We start from the raw sequence: 24,112 nt of genomic DNA on the forward strand, positions 1-24,112 counted from the left end.
GTGCGGGGATCGGGGTGCGCGAGCACCTGCGGCGGATCCACCTGGTGCGGTGGGGGCTGGTCGGCTTCTTCCTGCTCCTGGCCCTGCTCACCGTGGTGGACTCGTTCTCCCTCTTCTCCCTGCTGATCGCGCTCTTCTGCGCGGCCGTGATCTGGGCGATCCCGACGCTGCAGGCCCGTCAGGTGCACAGTCTGGTCGGCTGGCAGGGGACGTACCGCACGACCGTGGGCGAGGCGGGTGTCACCGACGTCACCGCGCACACGCGGCTGCTCCAGCGCTGGTCCGTCTTCCGCGGCTACCGCGAGACCCACGGCCACTTCGTGCTGGTCGGCGGCGACCCGGGCATGCAGATCCTGGTGGTCCTGCCCAAGCGGGCGACGCAAGAGCCCGGGGGCGCCGTCACGACGGACGCCCTCCGGGCTCTGCTGGACCGGCACAGCCGCCGGGTCTGACTCAGCTCTGGGCGGGCGCCGCCGCGCACTCCGCACACGTACCGAAGATCTCCACCGTGTGCGCCACGTTCACGTACCCGTGCTCGGTGGCGATCGCCTCGGCCCACTTCTCCACCGCGGGGCCCTCCACCTCCACGGCCTTGCCGCAGACGCGGCACACCAGGTGGTGGTGGTGGTCGCCGGACGAGCACCGGCGGTACACCGACTCGCCCTCCACCGTGCGCAGGACGTCGACCTCGCCCGCGTCCGCGAGGGACTGGAGCGTGCGGTAGACCGTGGTCAGGCCGACGGAGTCGCCCTTGTGCTTGAGCACGTCGTGCAGTTCCTGGGCGCTGCGGAACTCGTCCACCTCGTCGAGCGCCGCCGCCACGGCCGCGCGCTGGCGGGTCGACCTGCCTCGAACCGGGGCTGCCACGGGTTCCTCCTCACATCCCTGCCACCTACGTACCGCCGCCATTGTGCCAGGCTGCGTCATGGCCGGGTCATCCACGAACCGAGGGAACCGGGGCCTGCTGTCCCGGGATCGCGCACTCCGCCGGGTCGCCGGCCGGTGTCGTCGCCGCGCGGGCCCGCCGTCGCGCCAGCGGTGTCGCCAGCAGCGTCAGGACGATGAAGACCGCGATCGTCAGGAGCACGATCGTGGCGCCCGGGGGCACCGGCTTGTAGTACGACGTCACGGTTCCGCCGAGCGTCACGACGACGCCGATCGCGACCGCGACGACGAACGTCGCCCGGAAGCTGCGGGTCAGCTGCTGCGCCGCCGCCACCGGGACGACCATCAGGGCCGACACCAGGAGCAGGCCGACCACGCGCATCGCGACCGTCACCGTCACCGCCGCCGTGACCGCGACGAGGAGGTTCAGGGCGCGCACCGGCAGACCCGTGACCCGCGCGAACTCCTCGTCCTGGCTGACCGCGAACAGCTGCCGGCGCAGGCCGACCGTCACCAGGATCACGAACGCGGCGAGCCAGCAGATGACGGTGACGTCGGACGGGGAGACGGTGGTGAGCGAGCCGAAGAGGTACGACTGGAGGTTGGCCGTGGAGCCGCCGGGCGCGAGGCTGATGAGCATCACGCCGCCCGCCATGCCCCCGTAGAAGAGCATCGCGAGCGCGATGTCGCCGCGCGTCTTGCCGTACCAGCGGATCAGCTCCATGATCAGCGCGCCGACGACGGAGACGGCCATGGCCATCCACACCGGTGACGTCGACAGCAGGAAGCCGAGGCCGACGCCGGTCATCGCGACGTGGCCGATGCCGTCGCCCATGAGGGCCTGGCGGCGCTGGACCAGGTAGATGCCGATCGCGGGGGCCGTGATGCCGATGAGGACGGCGGCGAGCAGGGCCCGCTGCATGAAGTCGTACGCGAGGAAGTCCATGTCAGCTCAGCAGTCCCGTGCGGATCGGTTCGGCGTCCGCAGCGGAGTGCGGGTGTACGTGGTCGTGGCCGGGCAGCGCGTGCTGGCCGACGGCCTTGGGCGGCGGCCCGTCGTGCAGCACGCAGCCGTCACGCAGCACCACCGCGCGGTCGATCAGCGGCTCCAGCGGGCCGAGTTCGTGCAGGACGAGGAGGACGGAGGCGCCGGTCGCGACCTGCTCGCGCAGGGTCGCGGCGAGGATCTCCTGGCTCGCCAGGTCGACGCCCGCCATCGGCTCGTCCATGATCAGCAGCTCGGGCTCGGCGGCCAGGGCGCGTGCGATGAGGACGCGCTGGTGCTGGCCGCCGGAGAGCGCGTCGACCGAGTCCTTGGCCCGGTCCGCCATCCCGACCAGGTCGAGGGCGCGGCCCACCGCGTCCCGGTCCGCCTTGCGCAGGAGGCCGAAGCGGGCCCGGGACAGCCGGCCGGAGGAGACCACCTCGGCGACCGTCGCGGGCACGCCGCCCGCGGCCGTGGTGCGCTGCGGCACGTAGCCGACGCGCGCCCACTGCCGGAAGCGGCGTCGCGGCGTGCCGAAGATCTCGATCTCGCCACCGGTGAGCGGGACCTGGCCGATGATGCTGCGCACGGCGGTGGACTTGCCGGAGCCGTTGGCCCCGAGCAGCGCGACGACCTCGCCGCGCCCCACCGTCAGGTCGATGCCGCGCAGCACCGGGCGTCCGCCCAGCTCCGCCGTCACCTTGCGCAAGGTGATCACGGGGTCACTCATGTCCGCGCCGCCCTTCGAGCCGCTTGATCGGTACGTCACTTGGCGCCGAGAGCCTTCTGCAGCGCCGCGAGGTTGGACTTCATCACCTGGAGGTAGTCGTCACCCTGGGACTTGTCGGTGATGCCCTCGATCGGGTCGAGGACGGCAGTCGTGAGCTTCGCGTCGCTCGCCAGTGTCTTCGCGGTCCTGTCGCTGACGAGGGTCTCGTAGAAGACGGTGGTGACGCCGTCGGCCTTCGCCATCTCCTGGAGGTCCTTGACGCGCGAGGCGCTGGGTTCGGACTCCGGGTCGAGGCCGCTGATGGCCTCCTCGGTGAGGCCGTAGCGCTCGGCGAGGTAGCCGAAGGCGGCGTGGGTGGTGATGAAGACCTTGGAGTCGGTGTTCTTCAGGCCGTCCTCGAACGTGGTGTTGAGCTGGTCCAGCTCCTTCACCAGGGCCGCGGTGTTCTTCTCGTAGTCCGCCGCGTGGTCCGGGTCGGCCTTCTGGAGGGCCTTGCCGACGCCCTCGGCGACCTCGGCGTACTTCACCGGGTCGAGCCAGATGTGCGGGTCGGTGCCCTCTTCGCCGCCGTGGTCGTGACCGTCGTGCTCCTCGGCGTGCCCGCCGACCTCGCTGCCGTGCTCCTCCAGGGTGGTCAGGGACGCCGCGTCGACCTTGGTGGAGATGCCGGACTGGCTGATCGCCTCGTCGACGGCGGGCTGCAGGCCCTTGAGGTAGACCGCGGCGTCGGCCTCCTCGAGCTGGGCGCGCTGCTGGGCGCTGACCTCCAGGTCGTGGGGCTCCTGGCCGGGCTTGGTCAGGTTCGTGACGGCGACGTGGTCGCCGCCGATCCTCTCGGCGAGGAACTGCATCGGGTAGAACGACGCCACGACGTCCAGCTTGCCGTCGCTGTTCTTGCTGTCGGCGGCGGAGGAGCCGCACGCGGTCAGCGCGCCGAGGCCCAGCACGGTGGTGGCGGCGACGGCGGTCGTGGATATGAGGCGGCGGCCGGGACGGCGACCCGAGAGGCGTACGTTCATGACAGTCATTTTCAACAAAACTGGAAACGATTGTCAACAAGCTCTTCGTGCCGCCCTTCGTCCTGCTCTGTACCGACTCCGGCCCGGGAACCGATTTGGTTCGGGGGGTGGGCCCGCCGGTAACCTGAAGCTTCGCTCCCGGAGCGCGTATCCAGCGCGCTCACCGCCGTCGTAATGAAGAGAGCACCGTGGCCGCCGACAAGATCGACACCATCGTCAGCCTCAGCAAGCGCCGTGGCTTCGTCTACCCCTGCAGCGAGATCTACGGCGGTCAGCGTGCCGCCTGGGACTACGGGCCGCTGGGCGTGGAGCTGAAGGAGAACATCAAGCGTCAGTGGTGGCGCTACATGGTCACCTCGCGCGAGGACGTCGTCGGTATCGACTCGTCGGTGATCCTGGCCACCGACGTCTGGCAGGCCTCCGGCCACGTCGCCACGTTCACCGACCCGCTCACCGAGTGCACCTCCTGCCATAAGCGGTTCCGCGCGGACCACCTGGAAGAGGCGTACGAGGAGAAGAAGGGCCGCGCTCCCGAGAACGGCCTCGCGGACATCAACTGCCCGAACTGCGGCACCAAGGGCGCCTTCACCGAGCCCAAGCAGTTCTCGGGCCTCCTCGCCACGCACCTCGGCCCGACGCAGGACAGCGGCTCGATCGCCTACCTGCGCCCCGAGACCGCCCAGGGCATCTTCACCAACTTCTCGCAGGTGCAGACGACTTCGCGCCGCAAGCCGCCGTTCGGCATCGCCCAGATGGGCAAGTCGTTCCGCAACGAGATCACGCCCGGCAACTTCATCTTCCGCACCCGTGAGTTCGAGCAGATGGAGATGGAATTCTTCGTCAAGCCGGGCGAGGACGAGAAGTGGCAGGAGTACTGGATGGAGCAGCGCTGGAACTGGTACACCGGCCTGGGCCTGCGCGAGGAGAACATGCGGTGGTTCGAGCACCCGCAGGAGAAGCTCTCCCACTACTCCAAGCGCACCGCTGACATCGAGTACCGCTTCCGCTTCGGCGGCAGCGAGTGGGGCGAGCTGGAGGGCGTCGCCAACCGCACGGACTACGACCTGTCCGCCCACTCCAAGGCCTCCGGCCAGGACCTCTCCTACTTCGACCAGGAGAAGGGCGAGCGCTACACGCCGTACGTCATCGAGCCCGCGGCCGGTGTCGGCCGCACGATGCTGGCGTTCATGCTCGACTCGTACTTCGAGGACGAGGCGCCGAACGCCAAGGGCAAGATGGAGAAGCGCACGGTCATGCGCTTCGACCCGCGCATCGCCCCGGTGAAGGTCGCGGTGCTGCCGCTGTCCCGCAACCCGGAGCTGTCGCCGAAGGCCAAGGGTCTGGCGCAGGCGCTGCGCCAGCACTGGAACATCGACTTCGACGACGCCGGCGCCATCGGCCGCCGCTACCGTCGCCAGGACGAGATCGGTACGCCGTTCTGCGTGACGGTCGACTTCGACACCCTGGACGACAACGCGGTGACCGTGCGCGAGCGCGACACCATGAAGCAGGAGCGGGTGTCTCTCGACCAGATCGAGGGGTATCTGGCGGCGCGGCTGATCGGCTGCTGATCGCCTCTCCGGCGTGGGTCCGGGTCTTCCGCTGCGGCGGGGGCCCGGGCCCTTTTTTCTTGCGCCTTGCCGGGGGTGACGTCGCGGGGCTCTGCCCCGGGCCCCGCTCCTCAATCGCCGGAGGGGCTTGTTGGGTCGGGGGTGGCGTCTCGGGGTTCTGCCCCGGGCCCCGCTCCTCAATCGCCGGAGGGGCTTGTCGGGTCGGGGGTGGCGTCTCGGGGTTCTGTCCTGGGTCCCGCTCCTCAATCGCCGGAGGGGCTTGTTGGGTCAATCGCCGGAGGGGCTTGGTTCACGCCGAATACCGGTGGGTAAGGCGGGAGTTGATGTTCGTCATGCGCCACACTGCCGCTGTGCCTCATATGACGAGCAGCAGAGTGAGCCGCTGGGACCAGCACGGCCGGGGGCATGTCGTCCTGGTCGAGAAGGCGGGGATGCAGCGGCAGTTGACGTGCGAGACCTGCGGGTGGCGCAGGACCGCCCAGTTCCTGCCGTGGCTCAAGGCGCAGGAGCACCTGGAGCAGGAGCACCAGGCCACCGTGGACCCGGCGGCCGGCGACTGACCCGCTAGCGCGTCGCGATGCCGCGCAGCACCAGTGCCACCACGGCGTCGAACGCCTCCGTGCTGTCCGGCTTCGACCAGTCCGGGGCGTACACCGGGTCGTGGAAGTGGGCGGTGGCCTCGAAGACCGCGCGGGCCGTCGCCGCGACGTCCGGCGCCTCGAACTCGCCCCGGTCCACGCCCTCCTGGACGATCGCGGTCAGCTGGTCCGTGAGCTCGCCGATGTGCGCGTCGACCACGCCGCCGTTCTCGCTCGTCAGCACCGTGTACGTGGCGAACAGCTCCGGGTCGTCGCCCGCCTTGTGCCGCTTCGCCTCGAAGAGCGCCGCGAGCCAGTGCCGCAGCTTGGCGGCCGGGTCCTCGGAGCCCGCGGCGACCTCCGCGAGGATCCCGGTCGTCCGGTCCAGCCACCGCTTGGTCACGGCGCCGCGCAGCTCCGCCTTCGTACGGAAGTGCCGGTACACCGTGCCGTGGCTGACCCCGAGCGCCCGCGCCACGTCGACGACGGTGGCCTTCGCCGCGCCGTGCCGGCGCAGCACCTCCTCGGTCGCGGCGAGGATGCGCTCGGGCGTCAGGGTCTCGGTGGTCGGTGCCATGTCAGTGACCGTACCGGGCGCTGATCAGCGCTCGCTGTCGAGGTGTGCCATCTGGGCGGCCGGGTACCGCTCGCCCGCCGCGGCGTCCGCGGGCACGGCCTCCTCGATCGCGGCGAGGTCGGCGGCGTCCAGGGTGACGTCGAGCGCGCCCAGCGCCTCCGTCAGCCGGTCGCGGCGGCGCGCGCCGACCAGCGGCACGATGTCGTCGCCCCGGCCCAGCACCCAGGCGATGGCGATCTGCGCGACGCTCACGCCCTTCTGCTCGGCGATCTTCCTGAGCCGGTCGACGAGGTCCAGGTTGTGCTGGAGGTTCTCGCCCTGGAAGCGGGGGCTCATGCCGCGGAAGTCGTTCGCCGCGAGCTTGCGGTCGCGGGTGAAGTGGCCGGAGATCAGGCCGCGGGAGAGGACCCCGTACGCGGTGACGGAGATGCCCAGCTCACGGGTGGTGGGGAGGATCTCCTCCTCGATGCCGCGGGTGATGAGCGAGTACTCGATCTGGAGGTCGGAGATCGGGGCGGTGGCGGCGGCCCGGCGGATCGTCTCCGCGCCGACCTCGCTGAGGCCGATGTGCCGCACGTGGCCCTTCTCGACCAGTTCGGCGATGGCGCCGACGGTCTCCTCGATCGGTACGTCGGGGTCGACGCGGGCGATCCGGTAGACGTCGATGTGGTCGACGCCGAGGCGCTGCAGCGAGTACGCGGCGAAGTTCCGCACCGCGGCCGGGCGGCCGTCGTAACCGGACCAGCCGCCGTCCGGGTCGCGCAGCGCGCCGAACTTCACGCTGGTCAGCGCCTTCTCGCGGGCGGCGGCGGACGCGCCGCGCAGGGCTTCGCCGATCAGCATCTCGTTGTGCCCCATGGCGTAGAAGTCGCCGGTGTCGAGGAGCGTCACGCCCGCGTCGAGCGCGGCGTGGATCGTCGCGACGGACTCGGCGCGGTCGGTGTCGCCGTACAGCGCGGACATGCCCATGCAGCCGAGGCCGAGGGCGGACACCTGGGGGCCGGTCGTTCCGAGAGTGCGCGTGGGAAGGTTCATGCCTCCAGGCTGCCATGACAGATGACAGATTTCAATATCTGTCATCTGTCATCTGTCATCTGTCATGCGCTGCGCGCACGGCACCGGCTGGTCCGCGGCGCGGGTCACCAAGCAGGGGGGTTCAGACGCCGATGGCTCCGTCGATCCGCTCCCTGAGCAGATCGGCGTGGCCGTTGTGGCGCGCGTACTCCTCGATCATGTGGATCACCACCCAGCGCAGCGACACCGTGCCGCGCCAGGAGTCCGTGCCCTCGACGTCCAGGTGGGGCGCCTCGGCGAGGAAGCGGTCCGCGAAGGCGCACTCCGCGCGCCAGGCCGCCCAGGCGGCGGCGACGGCCGCCGGCTCCGCGTCCCGCGCGCCGTCGAAGTCGCCGTCCGGGTCGTCCGGCGCCGAGTACAGCGCCGGGGCGTCCTGCCCGGCCAGCACCTGGCGGAACCAGCGCCGTTCGACATCGGTCAGATGCCGGACGAGACCGAGCAGCGACAGTGTCGAAGGGGCCACCGAACGGGTCGCCAACTCGGCTTCCACGCCTGCGCACTTGAGCTCCAGTGTGGTGCGCTGGGCGGCCAGGAACGCGGCGAGCATCCGGCGTTCGTCGCCGGTGGCCGGCGTGCGGAAGCGGGACTCGGACGCGGGGGCCGGGAAGACGTCGCCCCGGCGGGCGGGCCCGGACGCATCGGCGGTGGTCGTCATGACGGCGAAGGCTAGCCGAGGGCGGGCAGCCGACGCGGTTCGATGCGCTCCTCCTCGGCCGTGCCGCCGGGGCCGCTCCGGCGGACGATGTACGCGCCCTTGCCCGGCACTTCCGTGACGGCCTCGACGAGCCGGGTGCCGCGGTAGACGAGCCCCACCCCGTCGTCCGTGCAGTGGGTCTCGGGCAGGGTGCCGTCGGCGACCAGCCGGTGGGCGAGGGGACGGCGGCCCGGATCGCCGTCGTAGTGCACCCCGTTGCCGTACGGCAGGATGCCCAACGCGTCGGTCACCGGCCGGAGTTCGGGACCGTACGAGTCGGTCGTGCCGCCCTCGAACCAGCACAGCGAACCCGCGCTCACCCCGCTGAGCACCACCCCCGCCCGCCAGGCGCGCCGGAACACGTCGTCGAGGCCGTGCACCCGCCACACCGCGAGCAGGTTCGCGACGGAGCCGCCCATCACCCACACCACGTCCTGCTCCAGGACCGTGCCCTCGATGTCCGCCACGTTCGGCATGGGGAACAACTGCAGTGGCGTGAAGTCGAATCCGGCGACCCGCGCGGCCTCGCCCATCCGCGCGGTGAAGTGCTCCGCGTCGCCGATGGCCGTCCCCACGTACATCAGGCGCGGTCGGCGCCCGTGGACGCCGGACAGGTCGACCGCGTGGTGCACGAGCGCGTCGAAGGCCACCATCGTGCGGTGGCCGGCGCGGTGACCGCCGGAGGTGGCGAGGACGGTGGGTTCAGGTGTGGGCATGGACCGGACCCTACGCGGCCCTCTGCCACGGCGGTCCCGTCACCCGACCGAGCGCGGCAGCCGCAGGCTGAGGCCCACCGTCAGGGCCACCGTGGCGAGTTGGACGAGCAGCGTCGTCACCAGCGCGTCGCGCATGCCCAGCGCGGGCGTCAGCGACAGGAAGAGCGAGCCGAGCGTGGCCACGCCCAGGGCGAGGGCCGCCTGCTGAGCCGTCGTCATGACGCCGCTGCCGACGCCCGCCCGGTCCGCGGGCACCTCGGACAGGATGATCCGGAAGAGGATGGGCAGTTGCAGCGCCTGGCCCGCGCCCGCGAGCGCCGCGCCCGGCAGCAGCTGCGCCACCCCGAGGTCCGGCCAGGTCCGCCAGGCCGCGAACGCGATCAGCGCCACCCCGACGCCCTGCAGCAGACCGCCCGCCGTGACGACCCGGCTGCCCCAGCGGGCCACCAGCCGCGGACCGGCCAGCGACGTCGCGAAGAACACCGCCGCCATCGGCGCGAGCGCGAGACCCGCCGCCGTCGCGCTCTGCCGCTCGCCCTGCTGCAGCGCCACCGCGATGACGAACATGAAGCCGCTGAAGCCGACGGAGAAGGGCAGCACCATCACCAGCCCCCGGCGCAGGGACAGGATGCGGAAGAGGGACGGCGGGACCAGCGGGGTACGGCCCGCACGGTCGGCCCGGCGCTCCACCGCGTAGAACGCGCAGGCGAGCCCGGGGAACGCGGCCAGCGACAGCCACGTCCACAGCGGCCAGCCCGCCGCCCGGCCCTCCGTCAGCGGGGCGAGCAGCGCGGTCAGGGCGAGGGCGAGCAGCACCGTGCCCGGACCGTCGACCGGCTCGGGACGCGGCGAGCGGGTCTCGGGGACCGTACGCGCGGCGAGCACCAGGGCGACGATCGTCACCGGCACGTTCACCAGGAACACCGAGCGCCAGCCGGAGCCGAGCACGTCCGCCGAGACGAGGACGCCGCCGAGCACCTGGCCCGCCACCATCGACAGGCCGGCCGTCGCCCCGTACATGCTCATCGCGCGGGCCCGGCGCGGGCCGCTCGTGGTGGCCTGGATCGTGGCGAGGACCTGCGGCAGCAGCGCCGCCGCGGCCGCGCCCTGGGCGACCCGGGCCGCCACCAGCGTCCACGCGGTGGGCGCCAGACCGCAGGCCAGCGACGTCAGGCCGAAGGCCGCCATGCCGCCGACGAACAGCCGGCGGCGGCCCAGCAGGTCGCCGAGCCGGCCGCCGAGGACGAGGAGCACGGCGTACGCGATGCCGTACCCGGCGACGACCAGCTCCAGGACCGGCTCGCTCGCGGACAGGTCGCGGCCGATGGTGGGCAGGGCGACGTTGACGATGAAGAAGTCGATGAGCGGCAGGGCGCCGCCCAGCAGGACGGTGAGCAGACCCGGGCCGCCGAGCGCCGGCGCGACGGGCCCGGCGGCGGCACGGACCGCGGGAGACTGCGTGTGGGTGGTCATGCACCGAGCCTCGGCCGTCCGTCAGACGGGTACCAGAGTGTTCTTATCCTGGTAGAACCTCTACCTGGAAACAGGTTCGCGGTCGGTCCAGGCTGGGAGCGTGACCACCATGACGCAGGACGTGCAGTACGGGGCCGACGCCCGGCCCGGGGAGATCCGGCGGCACGAGCTGGCCGGCTTCCTGCGCAGCCGCCGCGAGCGGATCACCCCCGAGGAGGTCGGCCTGCCGCGCGGACGGCGCCGCCGCACCCCGGGGCTGCGCCGCGAGGAGGTCGCGCACCTCTCCGCGGTCGGCGTCACCTGGTACACGTGGCTGGAGCAGGCCCGCGACATCCAGGTCTCCGCGCAGGTCCTCGACGCCCTCGCCCGCACACTGCGGCTCGACGCGAGCGAACGTGCCCACCTGTTCGGCCTCGCCGGCGCGATCGACCCGACACCGGCGGCCAGCTGCACCACACTCACCCCCGAACTCCTCGACGTGATCGCCCAGTTGGAGCCCTTCCCGGCCTGCGTGCAGAACAGCCGCTACGACATCCTCGCCTACAACAGCACCTACCGGCTGCTGCTGTGCGACCTCGACGCGATCCCGCCCGAGGACCGCAACTGGATGCTCCTGGCGTTCACGCACGAGGACTGGCGGTCGGCGATCGTGGGGCTCGACGACGTGCTGCGCGTGATGGCCGCCAAGTTCCGCGCCGGCATGGCCGAGCACCTCGCCGAGCCCGCCTGGAAGGTGGTCCTGAAGCGGCTGACCGAGGAGTCCGCCGAGTTCCGCGAGCTGTGGGAGCGCCACGAGGTGGTGCAGTCCGTGCCCAGCAAGGTGAAGCACTTCCACAATCCGTACGTGGGGCCGCTCGACGTCGTCCACACCGACCTGTGGCTCGGCCGGGACTGCGGGGCGCGCATGGTCACGTACACGCCCGCCGACGACGCGACCCGGGAGCGCCTCGGCCGGCTGCGGGAGCTGGCGCTCAGCCCGAGCTCGTGAGGTCGGCGTCCGCGCGGACCTCCGGCTCCGAGAGCCGCTCCGCCGTCCGCCGCGCCGTTCCCCGCGCCCACCGCCCGCTGGTCAGCGCGCCCAGCAGCAGCACCGCGAGACCGCACCCGGCGATGATCCACCAGCAGGTCCGGCTCGCGCCGACGAACGCGTCCGCGTACGACGATCCGGCGACGCCCGAGGCGAGCACCGCGCCGATGACGGCGACGCCGAGGGTCTGGCCGATCTGCCGGCTCGTGGAGGCGACGGCCGCCGCGACACCCGCCTGCGTGCGGGGCATGCCGGAGACGGCGGTGTTCGTGATGGGGGCGTTCACGAAACCGAAGCCGATGCCGAACAGGACGTAGCCGACGAAGAGCGTCACGTTCGAGGTCTCCGCGTCGAACGCCGCAAACAGGACGCCGCTCGCGGTCATCATCACGCCCGCCACCAGCAGCGGCAGCCGCGGCCCCCGGTTGCCGACGAGGCGGCCCGACAGCGGCGCGCAGACCAGCGTCATCGCCGCCATCGGCAGCATCCACAGGCCCGCGTGCAGCGCGTCGAGACCGCGCACGTCCTGGAGGTACAGCGTCGACAGGAACAGGAAGCCGCCGAGCGCGGCGAACCCGCAGATCGCGATGACCGTGGCGCCGCTGAACGGCGCCGAGCGGAAGAACCGCAGGTCGATGAGGGGCTCGGCGCGGCGCGGCTCGTAGTACAGCAGACCGGCCAGCGAGGCGACGGCGAGCGCCGCGAAGGCGATGGTCCGGCCCGACGTCCAGCCCGCGTCCGGCGCCTCGATGATCGCGTACGTGAGGGAGCCGAGCAGCGTGATCACCAGGAGCTGGCCGACGGGGTCGGGGCGGCGGGCCCTGGGGGCGCGGGACTCGGGGACGTAGCGGACGGTCAGCAGGAGCGCGGCCAGACCGACGGGCAGATTGACCCAGAAGATCGACCGCCAGCCGACCGAGTCCACGAGCAGGCCGCCGACCAGCGGGCCCGCCGCCATCGAGATGCCGACGACACCGCCCCACACCCCGATGGCGCGGGCCCGCTCGCGCGGGTCCGTGAACGTGTTCGTGATGATCGACATCGCCACCGGGTTGAGCATCGAGCCACCCACCGCCTGCACCATCCGGAACGCCACCAGGGCCTCCAGGTTCGGCGCGAGCGAGCAGGCCACCGAGGCCGCCGTGAAGACGATCAGCCCGATCTGGAAGACCTTGCGCCGCCCGACCCGGTCCGCGGTCGAACCGGCCAGCATCAGCAGCGCGGCGAGGACCAGCGTGTACGCGTCGATCGTCCACTGCATGCCCGACAGCGTGGCGTCGAAGTCCTTCGCCATGGACGGCAGGGCGACGTTCAGGATCGTGTTGTCGAGGCTCACGATCAGCAGGCTCATGCAGCAGATGGCGAGGACGAGCATGCGCCGCCGGTGGCTCAGGGACTGTGGTGCATCGGGCATGCATGCGACGGTATCCGGAGCGGCTCCGGGACGGGTACGTGAGGTCATGCCCCCACGGTCGTCGCCCGCTCAGCCGGGTACCAGAGTCTCCTTATCGTGTTACAGGCAGTACCTGGCAACAGGATGAGCGCGGGAGCATCCTGGTGGCATGACCCCCGCCGCCACCGCCGCAGCCGCATCGGCCGACGGACTGCGCCGCGCCGAGCTGGCCGCGTTCCTGCGCAGCCGCCGCGAGCGCATCACCCCGGACCAGGTCGGCCTGCCCGGCACGGCCCGGCGCCGCACCCCCGGCCTGCGCCGCGAGGAGGTCGCGCACCTCGCCTCGGTCGGCATCACCTGGTACACGTGGCTGGAGCAGGGCCGCGCCATCAACGTCTCGGCCGGAGTGCTGGACGCCATCGCCCGCGCGCTGCGGATGGACCCCGCCGAGCGGGCCCACGCCTTCGCGCTCGCCGGGACCACCGACCCGCGTGCCGAACCCGACAGCCCGGCCGTCACGCCCACGGTCCTGCGGCTGCTGCGGCGCCTGGAGCCCTGGCCGGCCGAGGTGAAGAACGCCCGGTACGAGATCCTCGCGCACAACACGGCCTACGTCGGCGTCTTCGGCGACCCCGCCGAACTCGAACCCGGGCACCGCAACGCCCTGTGGATGATGTTCATGAACCACCGCAGGGGCGTGCAGTACCTGGACCGCGACGTGATGCTGCCCGAGCTCCTCGCCAAGTACCGCAAGGCGATGGCCGAGCACGTCGCCGAGCCGGCCTGGAAGGCGCCGGTCGAGGAGCTCCTCGCGGTGTCGCCGGAGTTCCGCGAGCTCTGGGAGCGGCGCGAGGTCGCGCCGATGGTCTCGCACGTCAAGCGCTATCTGCACGCGGACCCGGAGATCGGCCTGCTGCGCCTGGAGCACCGCCACATGTGGCTGGCCCCGGACGGCGACGCGTACCGGGTCGTCGCCTACGTCCCCGCCGACGACGAGACCGAGGAACGCCTGGAGAAACTGGCCGGGCGGACGGCCCTCACGGGGTGAGCGCCGGGTGAGGGACAATGGAGCTCTGTCCGTGCCCCATGAAGGTTTTCTCGTACGTCTCCGGAGACCGCCCCGATGACCCAGCAGCCGCTCCACGTCGGCCCGCACACCGTGCAGCCGCCCGTGGTCCTCGCCCCCATGGCCGGGATCACGAACGCGCCGTTCCGCACCCTGTGCAGAGAGTTCTCCGGCGGCAAGGGCCTCTTCGTGAGCGAGATGATCACGACGCGCGCCCTGGTCGAGCGCAACGAGAAGACCATGCAGCTGATCCACTTCGACGAGACCGAGAAGCCGCGCTCGATCCAGCTGTACGGCGTCGACCCGGCCACCGTCGGCAAGGCCGTCCGCATGATCGCGGAGGAGGACCTCGCCGACCACATCGACCTGAACTTCGGCTGCCCCGTCCCCAAGGTGACGCGCAAGGGCGGCGGCTCCGCGCTCCCGTACAAGCGCAACCTGCTGCGGGCGATCCTCAAGGAAGCCGTCTCGGGCGCGGGTGACCTCCCGGTCACCATGAAGATGCGCAAGGGCATCGACGACGACCACATCACCTTCCTCGACGCGGGCCGGATCGCGGTCGAGGAGGGCGTCACCGCGATCGCGCTGCACGGCCGCACCGCCGCCCAGCACTACGGCGGCACGGCCGACTGGGACGCCATCGCCCGCCTCAAGGAGCACGTCCCGGAGATCCCCGTCCTCGGCAACGGCGACATCTGGTCCGCGGACGACGCGCTGCGCATGGTCCGCGAGACCGGCTGTGACGGGGTCGTCGTGGGTCGCGGCTGCCTCGGCCGGCCGTGGCTGTTCGCCGATCTGGTGGCGGCGTTCGAGGGGCGCGAGGAGCGGGTCCGGCCGACCCTCCGGGTGGTGGCCGACGCGATGGTCCGTCACGCGACGCTGCTCGGCGAGTGGATCGGCGACGAGTCGCGCGGCGTCATCGACTTCCGCAAGCACGTCGCCTGGTACCTGAAGGGCTTCTCGGTCGGCTCCGAGATGCGTAAGCGTCTCGCGATCACCTCGTCGCTGGCCGAACTCCGGTCCGGCCTCGACGAGTTGGACCTCGACCAGGACTGGCCGTCCGGCGCGGACGGCCCCCGGGGGCGTACCTCCGGCAACAACCGGGTCGTGCTCCCGGACGGCTGGCTCAAGGACCCGTACGACTGCGCGGGCCTCTCGGAGGACGCGGAGTCGGACACGTCCGGCGGCTGACCGGTACGGCTCCGCGTCCGCGGGGTTCGTGGTGCGTCGCCGGGTGCGGGTCCGGTGGGGGTTGCTCGCGCAGTTCCCCGCGCCCCTGAAGGCATGCGCTTCGCGCAGCCTTCCCCCCCCCGTCGGGGGGCGCATCTCCAGGGGCGCGGGGAACTGCGCGCGAAGCCCCACGCAGCCGCAGCCGAACCCGACCTCAACCCCCGACGGCGCTGAGCAGCGCCAAGGGGGCCGCCGCCGAGCGTGACTCGCGGACACACGCGTAGGGGTAGGGGACGGGCGCCGGGTACGCCTCCCGCTCGTACCCGGCGAGCACCTCAGGAAGCCGCCCGCCGCAGGCGCCCGCCGCCGACACCAGCCCGTGCGCCACCGCCCGCGCCTCGTCGTGCAGCCCGTACCGCGCGAGCCCCAGCGCGATGAGCGCGTTGTCGTGCGGCCACACCGAACCCCGGTGGTACGACAGCGGGTGGTACGCGGCCTGGCCGGAGGCCACCGTGCGGACGCCCCAGCCGGAGAAGAAGTCCGGTTCCAGGAGCCGCCGACCGACCGCTTCGCCGTACTCCTTGTCGAGCAGCCCGGACCACAGCAGGTGCCCCGCGTCGGACGCCAGCGCGTCCACCTGCCGCCCGTCGCCGTCCAGGGCGAGCGCCGGGAATCCGTGCTCGGGCATCCAGAAGTCCCGCAGGAACCGGTCCCGCAGATCGGCCGCCGCCTGCTCCAGGAGGTCGGCGTACACCACGTCGTCCCACACGGTCCTGGCCAGGACGGCCGTGCGGCGCAGCGCGTCGTACGCGTAGCCCTGCGCCCCGGCCGCCATCACGGGCCCCGTGGCCCGGCTGCCGTCGGCGCAGCAGATCGCGCCGGGGGAGTCCTTCCAGTTCTGGTTGGCGAGCCCGCCCTGGTCGGCGCGGTAGACCAGGTAGCCGCGCGACGTGAGCCCGCCGTGGTCGAGCATCCAGCCGACCGCCGCCCGCGCCGCCGGCTCCAGGCGCCGCGCGAGCCGGAGGTCCGCGGTCTGCTCGGTGTACGCGCCGAGCAGCACCAGGAACAGCGGCGTCGCGTCGACCGACCCGTAGTACCGCCCGTACGGCACCTGCCCGAAGTGCGCGAGCTCGCCGTGCCGCACCTCGTGCACGATCTTCCCGGGCTGCGCCACGGCCCCGTCGATCCGCTCGGTGGCCTGCGTCGCGGCGAGCACCGGCAGGGTGGCGGCGGCCAGCTCGGGCCGGTACGGCAGCGCGAACAGGGACGTCAGGAGCGCGTCCCGGCCGAGCAGCGTCAGGAACCACGGCACCCCGGCCGCCGGCACCAGCTGACGCTCCCCGTCGGGCCCGGCCGCCGGAACCCGCAGCACCGCGAGGTCGGCGAGTCCGCGCGAGCACGCCGCCGCCAGCTCGGGCCAGGCCCCGGGCAGCTCCACCCCGGCGGCGAAGTCCCGTACGGTGTCGGCGAGTTCGGCGGCCACGGAGGCCGGGCTCTGCGGCACACCCGGCGCGCCGTTCGCCACCACCCGCAGTGTCAGCTCGGCGCTGTCCAGCGGGTCGAGGTCGAGCGTCCACACCAGCCGGCGCGCCCCGGTGCCGGTCTCCTCGACCGCGTCCGGCGCCGGCTCGCTCGTCACCGTCGTCGAGGACCGCCAGTCCCCGCGGGTGTACGTGAACTCCACGCCGTCGTCGAGGACGTCACGGGTGCGGACGGCGCCGGTCTTGACGTACGTACGGTGGTCGGCGCGCAGCTCGAACTGGTCGGCGAAGTCCGCGTCGACCGTCAGCGCGAGCCGTACGGTCATCGGCTCCGGACGGTTCGACACCACCCGTAACAGCTCGACGAACGACCCGTCCCCGACAGCCTGTTCACGGAAGAGGGTGTACGCGGCCGGTTCCTGGCGGCCGCCGCCGCGCGGCACCAGGACGCAGCGGGCGACGCCCCCGGCGGCGTCGTCGTACGCCATGCGGGAGAGCACGTCGGGCGCGGCCCCGTCGGCCGTCAGCTGCCAGCGGCACAGGTGCCGGGCGTCGCGCACGAACAGGCCGTCCATCGAGGACCCGCCGCGCACCGCGGTCAGCGCCCCGCCCGCGTCCATCGCGGCGAACGTGGCCCCCCGGACGAGGAGTTGGCGCGCGTGTCCGTGCTCATCGGTCATCCCGAGGTCCTTTCGCCCAGCAGATCCAGGGTCAGCGCGGCCGTCCAGCCGAACCCGCGGGCGCCGCAGCCCGCTCCCGTGTACGGGTCGACGTACTCGGCGAAGTCCGACGCCCCGGCCACGTCGAGCAGCGCGGCCCGCAGCGGCGCCGCCCGCGCGCGCTCGCCGTGCAGCCGGAGCCCGCGCTCCAGCAGCCAGTTGGTGTTGAACCAGGCGGGCCCGCGCCAGTACCGGTGCGGATCGAACGCAGGACCCAGCAGGTCGTAGCTCGGCGCGAGCCGCACCTGGTCGCCGACGCCGAAGTGCGGTCCGCACGCGGTGCGCACGAGCGCGGCCACCACGTCGCGCGGCAGGGCGGGCAGGATCAGTGGGATCAGCCCCGAGACGGTGTACTCCTCGACGAGCCCGCCGCCGTGCAGGTCCCGGCCGAAGAACATGCCCGCCGCCGGGTCCCACAGCCGGTCCACGAGCGCCGCCGTCAGCCGCTCCGCCCGCGCGTGCCGGGCCGTGCCCGCGGCCCCCAGCTCGCAGGCGATCCGGGCCAGCGCGTGCTCGGACGCGGCCAGCAGCGCGTTGAAGGAGGGGTCCTCGACCGCGAACGGCCCCTGCCCGTCGGTGTATTCACCGTCGCGGTAGTCCATGGCGAGCCGTACGTAGCGGCCGTAGTCCAGGTCCGTCGGGCGGTCGTCGGCCGCGCCGTGCTCCAGGTCCGCACGCCGGAAGGTGCGCGCGGGGGCGGGTGTCACCCGGCTTAGCGGGGCGTCCCAGCACGGGCTGTTGTCCATGCCCTGCTCCCACGGGTGCACCACCGACACGAGGCCGCCGCCGCCCAGGTCGCGGCGGTGCAGCAGATAGCGGTGCCAGGCGGCGAGTCCGGGGTAGACGCGGGTCAGGAAGGAGCGGGAGCGGGACAGCGCCGGGTCGGCGCGGTGCACCAGCCACGCGGCGAGCGCGTGGACCGGGGGCTGCACGATCCCGGAGGTCTGCACGGTGTGCGGGGCGCCCGCCGCGCGGCCCGCAGCGGACGAGCGCCAGAAGTCGGGGCTGGGGAAGTAGGCGTCCAGCGGGACGTCGGGGTGGAACACGATGTGCGGGATCCGGCCGTCGCCCCACTGGGCGGCGATGAGCGTCTCCAGTTCCACCTGGGCGCGCACGGGGGAGACATGACGCAGTCCGATGGCGATGAACGCCGAGTCCCACGACCACTGGTGCGGGTACAGCGTGCGCGACGGGACGGTCGACGTCCCGGTCCAGTTCGCGTCGAGGGCCAGGACCGCCCGGTCCCACAGCGTGCCGTGCCGCGCGGCCGCGCTCGTGGGGGTGCGCCGCTCGGTGATGTGCTCCACATGCTCTCCCGCGAGACTGCCGGGCTGCCGGTTACGCAGCGGGCAGCATAGAGTTACGTCTGTATGACACGCAAAACCCAGCATGTAACGCGCAGTTGATGAACGCAAGGGGGTTGGCAGCCATGGCGGGGAACCAGGCGAGCGCCGGGGATCTGCTGCAGCTCGTCCGCAGCGGACGGGCGACCACGCGCGGCGCGCTCCAGGAGGTCACGGGCCTGTCCAGGGCCACGGTCGGGCAGCGCCTCGACCGGCTCTTCCGGGCGGGCTGGCTGCGCGAGGGCGCGGCGGGACCGGTCAACTCCCGGCTGGGCGGCCGCCCTTCGATCCACCTGGAGTTCGACGACGCGCACGCGGTGGTGCTCGCCGCCGTCCTCGACACCCGGCACGCCCGCGCCGCCGTGCTCACCCTGTCCGGGGAGGTGCTCGCCGAGCACACGGACGACCTCACCGTCGAGGACGGTCCCGAGGCGGTGCTGCCGCGGCTCGGCGGCTGGTTCGGTGATCTGCTCAAGGAGGCCGGGCGCGCCGCGGACACGGTGTGCGGCATCGGCCTCGCGGTGCCGGGCCCCGTCGACATCGACACCGGCCGCGTCGTGCAGCCGCCGATCATGCCGGGCTGGGACGGCTACGACATAAGAGGCCGTCTCGCCCGCGCCGCCGCCGAGCACGCCGCGACCGCGCCGGAGGTCCCGGTCCTGGTCGACAACGACGCCAACCTCATGGCGTACGGCGAACAGCGCACCGGCCACCCGGACTGCCGCGCCTTCGCCCTGGTCAAGGTCTCCACCGGGATCGGCGCGGGCGTCGTGGTGGACGGCGCGATCTACCGCGGCATCGACGGCGGCGCGGGCGACATCGGGCACGTCCGGGTCCCGGCGGGCGCCGACGCCCTGTGCAAGTGCGGTTCGTACGGCTGTCTGGCCGCGGTCGCCAGCGGCCGGGCGCTGGCCCGCCGGCTCAGCGAGGCCGGGGTGCCCGCGGCTTCCGGCTCGGACGTGCGGGACCTGCTGGCGGCCGGGCACCCGGAGGCGGTGCGGCTCGCGCGGGAGGCCGGGCGCAGCGTCGGCGAGGTGCTGGCCACCGTCGTCACCCTGCTGAACCCGGGCGTGCTCGTGATCGCCGGAGATCTGGCCGGAACTCCCTTCCTCACGGGCGTGCGCGAGCTCCTCTACCAGCGGGCGCTGCCCCGCTCGACGGCCCATCTGGACGTGGCCCCGGCCCGGCTCGGCGAGCGCTCCGCGCTCATCGGAGCGGGAGCGCTGGTGGTGGAGGAGCTGTACGCGCCCGCGCGGGCCGAGCGGCGGCTCGCGGCGCTGGGTGTGTGACGGGCCCGTTTCGTCCCCGGGACCTGTCCGGATGCTGACATCGGGCCGTCCGAAGCCCGCTTCAAACGGCGTGATTCTCGCCACCCCTGATCACCCTTGCGCTCAGATGAGCGCCAATTCGGCGCCTGCACTTCTCCAACTCGTGGCACTGAGTGCCAATGCTCGATCATTTATGATGTGAACGCACATGAGAGCATGGCGTGCTCATGTGAGCGATAATCGGGCTCTACGGGGGTTGACTGTTCAAGAAGTGAACGCATTGGCTGGATCTTGGATACCCATCGGTCACTTTCGATCTCCTGGCGGACGGGTGGTTACGGCCGCATGACGGCTAAGTGGACGTACCCAGGGGCCTTGGATCTGGGTATGTTCCTCGCCGTCAGGGCAGCCACCCGAGCCTCGAGGAGTCGAGACCCGTGTCGGAAAACAAAGATCCTCAGGTAACGAAGTTCGTTTACGACTTCACCGAGGGAAACAAGGACCTCAAGGACCTTCTCGGCGGCAAGGGTGCCAACCTCGCCGAGATGACCAACCTGGGGCTTCCCGTCCCTCCGGGCTTCACCATCACCACCGAGGCCTGCAAGGTCTACCTCGACAGCGGCGCCGAGCCGGTGGCACTCCGTGACGAGGTCAGCCGGCACCTCGACGCGCTCGAGCAGCAGATGGGCAAGAAGCTCGGCCAGGCCGACAACCCCCTTCTGGTGTCGGTCCGTTCGGGTGCGAAGTTCTCCATGCCCGGCATGATGGACACCGTCCTCAACATCGGTCTCTCCGACAAGTCGGTGCAGGGCCTCGCCAAGCAGGCCGGCGACGACCGCTTCGCGTGGGACTCGTACCGCCGCCTCATCCAGATGTTCGGCAAGACCGTCCTGGACGTCGACGGCGAGCTCTTCGAGGAGGAGCTGGAGAAGGCCAAGCGCGCCAAGAAGGTCACCGTCGACACCGACCTGGACGCCGCCGACCTCAAGAAGCTCGTCACGCGCTTCAAGAAGATCGTGAAGACCGAGGCGGGCCGCGACTTCCCGCAGGACCCGCGCGAGCAGATGGACCTCGCCATCCACGCCGTCTTCGACTCGTGGAACACCGACCGCGCCAAGCTCTACCGCCGCCAGGAGCGCATCCCCGGCGACCTCGGCACCGCGGTCAACGTGTGCTCGATGGTCTTCGGCAACCTCGGCCCCGACTCGGGCACCGGCGTCGCGTTCACCCGCGACCCCGCCTCCGGGCACCAGGGCGTCTACGGCGACTACCTGCAGAACGCGCAGGGCGAGGACGTCGTGGCCGGCATCCGCAACACGGTGCCGCTCGCCGAGCTCGAGCAGATCGACAAGAAGTCGTACGACCAGCTCATGCAGATCATGGAGACCCTTGAGAACCACTACAAGGACCTCTGCGACATCGAGTTCACCATCGAGCGCGGCCAGCTGTGGATGCTGCAGACCCGCGTCGGCAAGCGCACCGCCGGTGCCGCCTTCCGCATCGCGACGCAGCTCGTCGACCAGGGCCTGATCGACGAGGCCGAGGCGCTGCAGCGGGTCACCGGCGCGCAGCTCGCGCAGCTGATGTTCCCGAAGTTCGACGAGGAGGCCAAGGTCGAGCAGCTCGGCCGCGGCATCGCCGCCTCGCCGGGCGCCGCGGTCGGCAAGGCGGTCTTCGACTCGTACACCGCCATCAAGTGGTCGCGCTCCGGCGAGAAGGTCATCCTGATCCGCCGCGAGACCAACCCCGACGACCTCGACGGCATGATCGCCGCCGAAGGCATCCTCACCTCCCGCGGCGGCAAGACCTCGCACGCCGCCGTCGTCGCCCGCGGCATGGGCAAGACCTGTGTCTGCGGAGCCGAGGACCTGGAGGTCGACACCAAGCGGCGCCGCCTCACCGCCGGCGACGTGGTGGTCGAGGAGGGCGACGTCATCTCCATCGACGGCTCCACCGGCAAGGTCTACCTCGGTGAGGTCCCCGTCGTGCCGTCCCCGGTCGTCGAGTACTTCGAGGGCCGCATGCACGCCGGCGCCGACGACGCCGACGAGCTCGTCGGCGCCGTGCACCGGATCATGGCCTACGCGGACCGAGTACGCCGCCTGCGCGTACGCGCCAACGCCGACAACGCCGAGGACGCGCTGCGCGCCCGCCGGTTCGGCGCCCAGGGCATCGGCCTGTGCCGCACCGAGCACATGTTCCTCGGTGAGCGCCGCGAGATGGTCGAGAAGCTGATCCTCGCCGACACGGACACCGAGCGCGAGGACTCCCTCAAGCAGCTCCTGCCGCTCCAGAAGCAGGACTTCGTCGAGCTGTTCGAGGCGATGGACGGGCTGCCCGTCACCATCCGCCTGCTCGACCCGCCGCTGCACGAGTTCCTGCCCGACATCACCGAGCTGTCGGTGCGCGTCGCGCTCGCCGAGTCCCGCCAGGACAACAACGAGAACGACCTGCGGCTGCTCCAGGCCGTGCACCGGCTGCACGAGCAGAACCCGATGCTGGGTCTGCGCGGCGTCCGGCTCGGCCTGGTCATCCCCGGCCTGTTCGCCATGCAGGTCCGCGCCATCGCCGAGGCCGCCGCCGCCCGCAAGAACGCCAAGGGCGACCCGCGCGCCGAGATCATGATCCCGCTCGTCGGCACCGTCCAGGAGCTGGAGATCGTCCGCGAGGAGGCCGACCAGGTCATCGCGGAGGTCCAGGAGCAGACCGGCGTCACGCTGAAGCTGGCCATCGGCACCATGATCGAGCTGCCCCGCGCCGCCCTCACGGCCGGACAGATCGCCGAGGCCGCCGAGTTCTTCTCCTTCGGCACGAACGACCTGACGCAGACGGTGTGGGGCTTCTCCCGGGACGACGTGGAGGCGAGCTTCTTCACCGCGTACCTGGAGAAGGGCATCTTCGGCGTCAGCCCGTTCGAGACGATCGACAAGGACGGCGTCGGCTCGCTGGTCAAGGCCGCCGCCGAGGCCGGCCGCGCCACGCGCCCCGACCTCAAGCTCGGCGTCTGCGGCGAGCACGGCGGTGACCCGGAGTCGGTCCACTTCTTCCACGAGGTCGGCCTGGACTACGTCTCCTGCTCGCCGTTCCGCATCCCGGTCGCCCGCCTCGAGGCGGGCCGCGCGGCCTCCACCTCCGTGGGCAGCGACCACCGGTAGGACCCGCAGAACCCCCGGAGCCGCCGTCGGTCCCCGACCCTCACCGATCGGCGGCGGCTCCGGTGCTCGACGAAAGGGCGGTACCCCTGTGCGGGGGGACCGCCCTTTCGGCCTGGCCCTTCGAGTCGAGTTCTCCGGGCCTCATGCTCTTCGGGCTTGAGTTCTTCGCGTTCTGGCGGAACGATGCCTGCCGCATTACCGTCCGGTAAGCCGACCGGCGGGCAGACCCGTCACCCAGGGAGCAGGGCCATGAGCGGCTGGAACGCGCGTGACATCCCGGACCGGAGCGGCACCACCGCCGTGGTCACCGGCGCCAACAGCGGCATCGGGTACGTCACCGCGCGGGAACTGGCCCGGGCCGGCGCCCACGTCGTCCTCGCCTGCCGCAGCGAGCGGCGCGGCGTCGCCGCGGTGGAGCGGCTGCGCGGCGAGGTGCCGGGCGCCGACGCCGAGTTCGGACCGCTCGACCTGGGCGACCTCGGTTCCGTGCGGGCGTTCGCGGCGGCGCTCAGTGGCCGGCCGCTCGACCTGCTCGTCAACAATGCCGGAGTGATGGCCCTGCCGTACGCCCGGACCGCCGACGGGTTCGAGATCCAGTTCGGCGTGAACCACCTCGGGCACTTCGCGCTCACCGCACTGCTGCTGCCGAGCCTCCTCGACGCGCCGGCCGCCCGCGTCGTCACCGTCTCCAGTGCCCTGCACGCGCTCGCCGACGTCGACCTGGGCGACCTCAACAGCGAGCAGGGGTACCGGCGGTGGATCGCGTACGCGCGCTCCAAGACGGCCAATCTGCTCTTCGTGCACGAGCTGGCCCGCCGCGCCGCCGCGTCCGGGGCCGCCCTCGTCGCCGCCGCCGCGCACCCCGGGTACGCCGCGACGTCCCTCCAGGCGCGGGGCGCCCAGCTGGAGGGGCGCAAGGGGATGGAGCGGTTCTACGCCGTGGGGAACCGGGTCTTCGCGCAGTCCGCGGAGGGCGGGGCGCTGCCGACGCTGTACGCCGCGACGGTGCCCGGGGTGCGGGGCGACGACTTCTACGGGCCGCGGGTGCTGATGTGGCGCGGGGCGCCGGGCCGGTCGTGGCGGGCGTCGTGGACGCGCAGTGATGTGGCGGGGGAGCGGTTGTGGGCGGCGTCGGAGCAGTTGACCGGGGTGGAGTGCGGCGCCCTGAAGGGGTGAGCGTCGCGGAGT

At 72.1% G+C, this 24,112-nt stretch carries 21 protein-coding genes; 9 read left to right on the plus strand and 12 right to left on the minus strand.

The annotated features are described in order from the left end of the window. The coding region (locus tag M4J07_RS30145) for a YcxB family protein (RefSeq protein WP_255976819.1) at positions 1-452 on the plus strand (452 nt) is incomplete at its 5' end. A gap of 1 nt (position 453) precedes the next feature. On the opposite strand, the gene M4J07_RS30150 is transcribed toward M4J07_RS30145, so the two are convergent. Genes M4J07_RS30150 through M4J07_RS30165 form a run of 4 tightly spaced genes read right to left on the minus strand, consistent with a single transcriptional unit; the run spans position 454 to position 3,619 of the window. After that, positions 454-909 carry a Fur family transcriptional regulator gene (locus M4J07_RS30150; RefSeq protein ID WP_374215109.1) on the minus strand — a complete coding sequence of 152 codons (456 nt, stop codon included), beginning with the start codon at positions 907-909 and terminating at the stop codon, positions 454-456. 25 nt (positions 910-934) lie between these two features. Next, entirely contained in the window at positions 935-1,831 is an 897-nt protein-coding gene (locus M4J07_RS30155; protein ID WP_255976823.1) for a metal ABC transporter permease, read from the minus strand. A 1-nt stretch (position 1,832) separates the two neighbouring features. Further along, positions 1,833-2,600 (minus strand): metal ABC transporter ATP-binding protein, encoded by a 768-nt coding sequence (locus M4J07_RS30160; protein ID WP_255976825.1) that lies wholly within the window; start codon positions 2,598-2,600, stop codon positions 1,833-1,835. Between the two features lie 35 nt (positions 2,601-2,635). Then, on the minus strand, positions 2,636-3,619 hold the full coding sequence (locus M4J07_RS30165; RefSeq protein WP_374215110.1) for a metal ABC transporter substrate-binding protein: 984 nt from the start codon (positions 3,617-3,619) through the stop codon (positions 2,636-2,638). A gap of 188 nt (positions 3,620-3,807) precedes the next feature. Here M4J07_RS30165 and M4J07_RS30170 point away from each other — a divergent pair, with 188 nt between their 5' ends. Next, positions 3,808-5,190, plus strand: a complete 1,383-nt coding sequence (locus M4J07_RS30170; RefSeq protein WP_255976829.1) for a glycine--tRNA ligase — start codon at positions 3,808-3,810, stop codon at positions 5,188-5,190. 350 nt (positions 5,191-5,540) lie between these two features. Further along, positions 5,541-5,750, plus strand: a complete 210-nt coding sequence (locus M4J07_RS30175; protein WP_255976831.1) for a hypothetical protein — start codon at positions 5,541-5,543, stop codon at positions 5,748-5,750. A 4-nt stretch (positions 5,751-5,754) separates the two neighbouring features. Here M4J07_RS30175 and M4J07_RS30180 read toward each other — a convergent pair whose 3' ends face one another. The 5 genes from M4J07_RS30180 to M4J07_RS30200 form a co-directional block, all read right to left on the minus strand. Further along, the gene (locus tag M4J07_RS30180; RefSeq protein ID WP_255976833.1) at positions 5,755-6,345 is read right to left on the minus strand and encodes a TetR family transcriptional regulator; all 591 of its coding nucleotides are present in this window, start codon (positions 6,343-6,345) and stop codon (positions 5,755-5,757) included. 24 nt (positions 6,346-6,369) lie between these two features. After that, positions 6,370-7,380, minus strand: a complete 1,011-nt coding sequence (locus M4J07_RS30185; protein ID WP_255976835.1) for an aldo/keto reductase — start codon at positions 7,378-7,380, stop codon at positions 6,370-6,372. Positions 7,381-7,501: 121 nt separating this feature from the next. Beyond that, positions 7,502-8,074, minus strand: coding sequence for a DinB family protein (locus tag M4J07_RS30190; protein WP_374215111.1), 573 nt, complete (start codon positions 8,072-8,074; stop codon positions 7,502-7,504). 11 nt (positions 8,075-8,085) lie between these two features. Then, entirely contained in the window at positions 8,086-8,829 is a 744-nt protein-coding gene (locus M4J07_RS30195) for a Type 1 glutamine amidotransferase-like domain-containing protein (RefSeq protein WP_255976837.1), read from the minus strand. Between the two features lie 39 nt (positions 8,830-8,868). Continuing rightward, a complete protein-coding gene (locus M4J07_RS30200; RefSeq protein ID WP_255976839.1) occupies positions 8,869-10,302 on the minus strand; it encodes an MFS transporter in 1,434 nt (477 codons plus the stop codon). Positions 10,303-10,411: 109 nt separating this feature from the next. On the opposite strand from M4J07_RS30200, the gene M4J07_RS30205 reads away from it, so the two are divergent. Further along, positions 10,412-11,290, plus strand: coding sequence for a helix-turn-helix transcriptional regulator (locus M4J07_RS30205; RefSeq protein ID WP_255976865.1), 879 nt, complete (start codon positions 10,412-10,414; stop codon positions 11,288-11,290). Here M4J07_RS30205 and M4J07_RS30210 read toward each other — a convergent pair. Beyond that, positions 11,274-12,743, minus strand: a complete 1,470-nt coding sequence (locus M4J07_RS30210; protein WP_255976841.1) for an MFS transporter — start codon at positions 12,741-12,743, stop codon at positions 11,274-11,276. The two genes, M4J07_RS30205 and M4J07_RS30210, sit on opposite strands and share 17 nt — an antisense overlap. 148 nt (positions 12,744-12,891) lie before the next feature. Between M4J07_RS30210 and M4J07_RS30215 the strand changes: the two genes are divergently transcribed. Together M4J07_RS30215 and dusB are read left to right on the plus strand one after the other, a co-directional pair. After that, positions 12,892-13,770, plus strand: coding sequence for a helix-turn-helix transcriptional regulator (locus M4J07_RS30215; protein WP_255976843.1), 879 nt, complete (start codon positions 12,892-12,894; stop codon positions 13,768-13,770). A 75-nt stretch (positions 13,771-13,845) separates the two neighbouring features. Beyond that, the gene (gene dusB, locus M4J07_RS30220; RefSeq protein WP_255976845.1) at positions 13,846-14,979 is read left to right on the plus strand and encodes a tRNA dihydrouridine synthase DusB; all 1,134 of its coding nucleotides are present in this window, start codon (positions 13,846-13,848) and stop codon (positions 14,977-14,979) included. Between the two features lie 193 nt (positions 14,980-15,172). Here the strand turns inward: dusB and M4J07_RS30225 are convergent, their stop codons facing one another. After that, entirely contained in the window at positions 15,173-17,119 is a 1,947-nt protein-coding gene (locus tag M4J07_RS30225; protein WP_255976847.1) for an amylo-alpha-1,6-glucosidase, read from the minus strand. Further along, positions 17,116-18,465, minus strand: coding sequence for an MGH1-like glycoside hydrolase domain-containing protein (locus M4J07_RS30230; protein ID WP_374215112.1), 1,350 nt, complete (start codon positions 18,463-18,465; stop codon positions 17,116-17,118). Before M4J07_RS30230 ends, M4J07_RS30225 begins: the two co-directional genes overlap by 4 nt. A 122-nt stretch (positions 18,466-18,587) precedes the next feature. Here M4J07_RS30230 and M4J07_RS30235 point away from each other — a divergent pair, with 122 nt between their 5' ends. The 3 genes from M4J07_RS30235 to M4J07_RS30245 all read left to right on the plus strand — a co-directional run bounded on the left by M4J07_RS30235 (position 18,588) and on the right by M4J07_RS30245 (position 24,100). Then, a complete protein-coding gene (locus M4J07_RS30235) occupies positions 18,588-19,790 on the plus strand; it encodes an ROK family protein (protein ID WP_255976849.1) in 1,203 nt (400 codons plus the stop codon). 416 nt (positions 19,791-20,206) lie between these two features. Further along, on the plus strand, positions 20,207-22,924 hold the full coding sequence (ppdK, locus tag M4J07_RS30240; RefSeq protein WP_255976851.1) for a pyruvate, phosphate dikinase: 2,718 nt from the start codon (positions 20,207-20,209) through the stop codon (positions 22,922-22,924). Positions 22,925-23,173: 249 nt separating this feature from the next. Then, positions 23,174-24,100, plus strand: a complete 927-nt coding sequence (locus M4J07_RS30245) for an oxidoreductase (RefSeq protein WP_255976852.1) — start codon at positions 23,174-23,176, stop codon at positions 24,098-24,100. Positions 24,101-24,112 lie beyond the last annotated feature (12 nt).

It is taken from the genome of Streptomyces longispororuber, assembly GCF_024448165.1.
Classification (GTDB): domain Bacteria; phylum Actinomycetota; class Actinomycetes; order Streptomycetales; family Streptomycetaceae; genus Streptomyces; species Streptomyces longispororuber_A.

Bases quoted from the DNA above. Each gene is read 5' to 3' on its own strand.
- M4J07_RS30190 (WP_374215111.1), bottom strand. From the start codon at position 8,074: ATGACGACCACCGCCGATGCGTCCGGGCCCGCCCGCCGGGGCGACGTC.
- M4J07_RS30210 (WP_255976841.1), bottom strand. From the start codon at position 12,743: ATGCCCGATGCACCACAGTCCCTGAGCCACCGGCGGCGCATGCTCGTC.
- M4J07_RS30150 (WP_374215109.1), bottom strand. From the start codon at position 909: ATGGCGGCGGTACGTAGGTGGCAGGGATGTGAGGAGGAACCCGTGGCA.
- M4J07_RS30215 (WP_255976843.1), top strand. From the start codon at position 12,892: ATGACCCCCGCCGCCACCGCCGCAGCCGCATCGGCCGACGGACTGCGC.
- M4J07_RS30180 (WP_255976833.1), bottom strand. From the start codon at position 6,345: ATGGCACCGACCACCGAGACCCTGACGCCCGAGCGCATCCTCGCCGCG.
- M4J07_RS30200 (WP_255976839.1), bottom strand. From the start codon at position 10,302: ATGACCACCCACACGCAGTCTCCCGCGGTCCGTGCCGCCGCCGGGCCC.
- M4J07_RS30165 (WP_374215110.1), bottom strand. From the start codon at position 3,619: ATGAACGTACGCCTCTCGGGTCGCCGTCCCGGCCGCCGCCTCATATCC.
- M4J07_RS30155 (WP_255976823.1), bottom strand. From the start codon at position 1,831: ATGGACTTCCTCGCGTACGACTTCATGCAGCGGGCCCTGCTCGCCGCC.
- M4J07_RS30245 (WP_255976852.1), top strand. From the start codon at position 23,174: ATGAGCGGCTGGAACGCGCGTGACATCCCGGACCGGAGCGGCACCACC.
- M4J07_RS30195 (WP_255976837.1), bottom strand. From the start codon at position 8,829: ATGCCCACACCTGAACCCACCGTCCTCGCCACCTCCGGCGGTCACCGC.
- dusB (WP_255976845.1), top strand. From the start codon at position 13,846: ATGACCCAGCAGCCGCTCCACGTCGGCCCGCACACCGTGCAGCCGCCC.
- M4J07_RS30225 (WP_255976847.1), bottom strand. From the start codon at position 17,119: ATGACCGATGAGCACGGACACGCGCGCCAACTCCTCGTCCGGGGGGCC.
- M4J07_RS30235 (WP_255976849.1), top strand. From the start codon at position 18,588: ATGGCGGGGAACCAGGCGAGCGCCGGGGATCTGCTGCAGCTCGTCCGC.
- M4J07_RS30205 (WP_255976865.1), top strand. From the start codon at position 10,412: ATGACGCAGGACGTGCAGTACGGGGCCGACGCCCGGCCCGGGGAGATC.
- M4J07_RS30160 (WP_255976825.1), bottom strand. From the start codon at position 2,600: ATGAGTGACCCCGTGATCACCTTGCGCAAGGTGACGGCGGAGCTGGGC.
- M4J07_RS30185 (WP_255976835.1), bottom strand. From the start codon at position 7,380: ATGAACCTTCCCACGCGCACTCTCGGAACGACCGGCCCCCAGGTGTCC.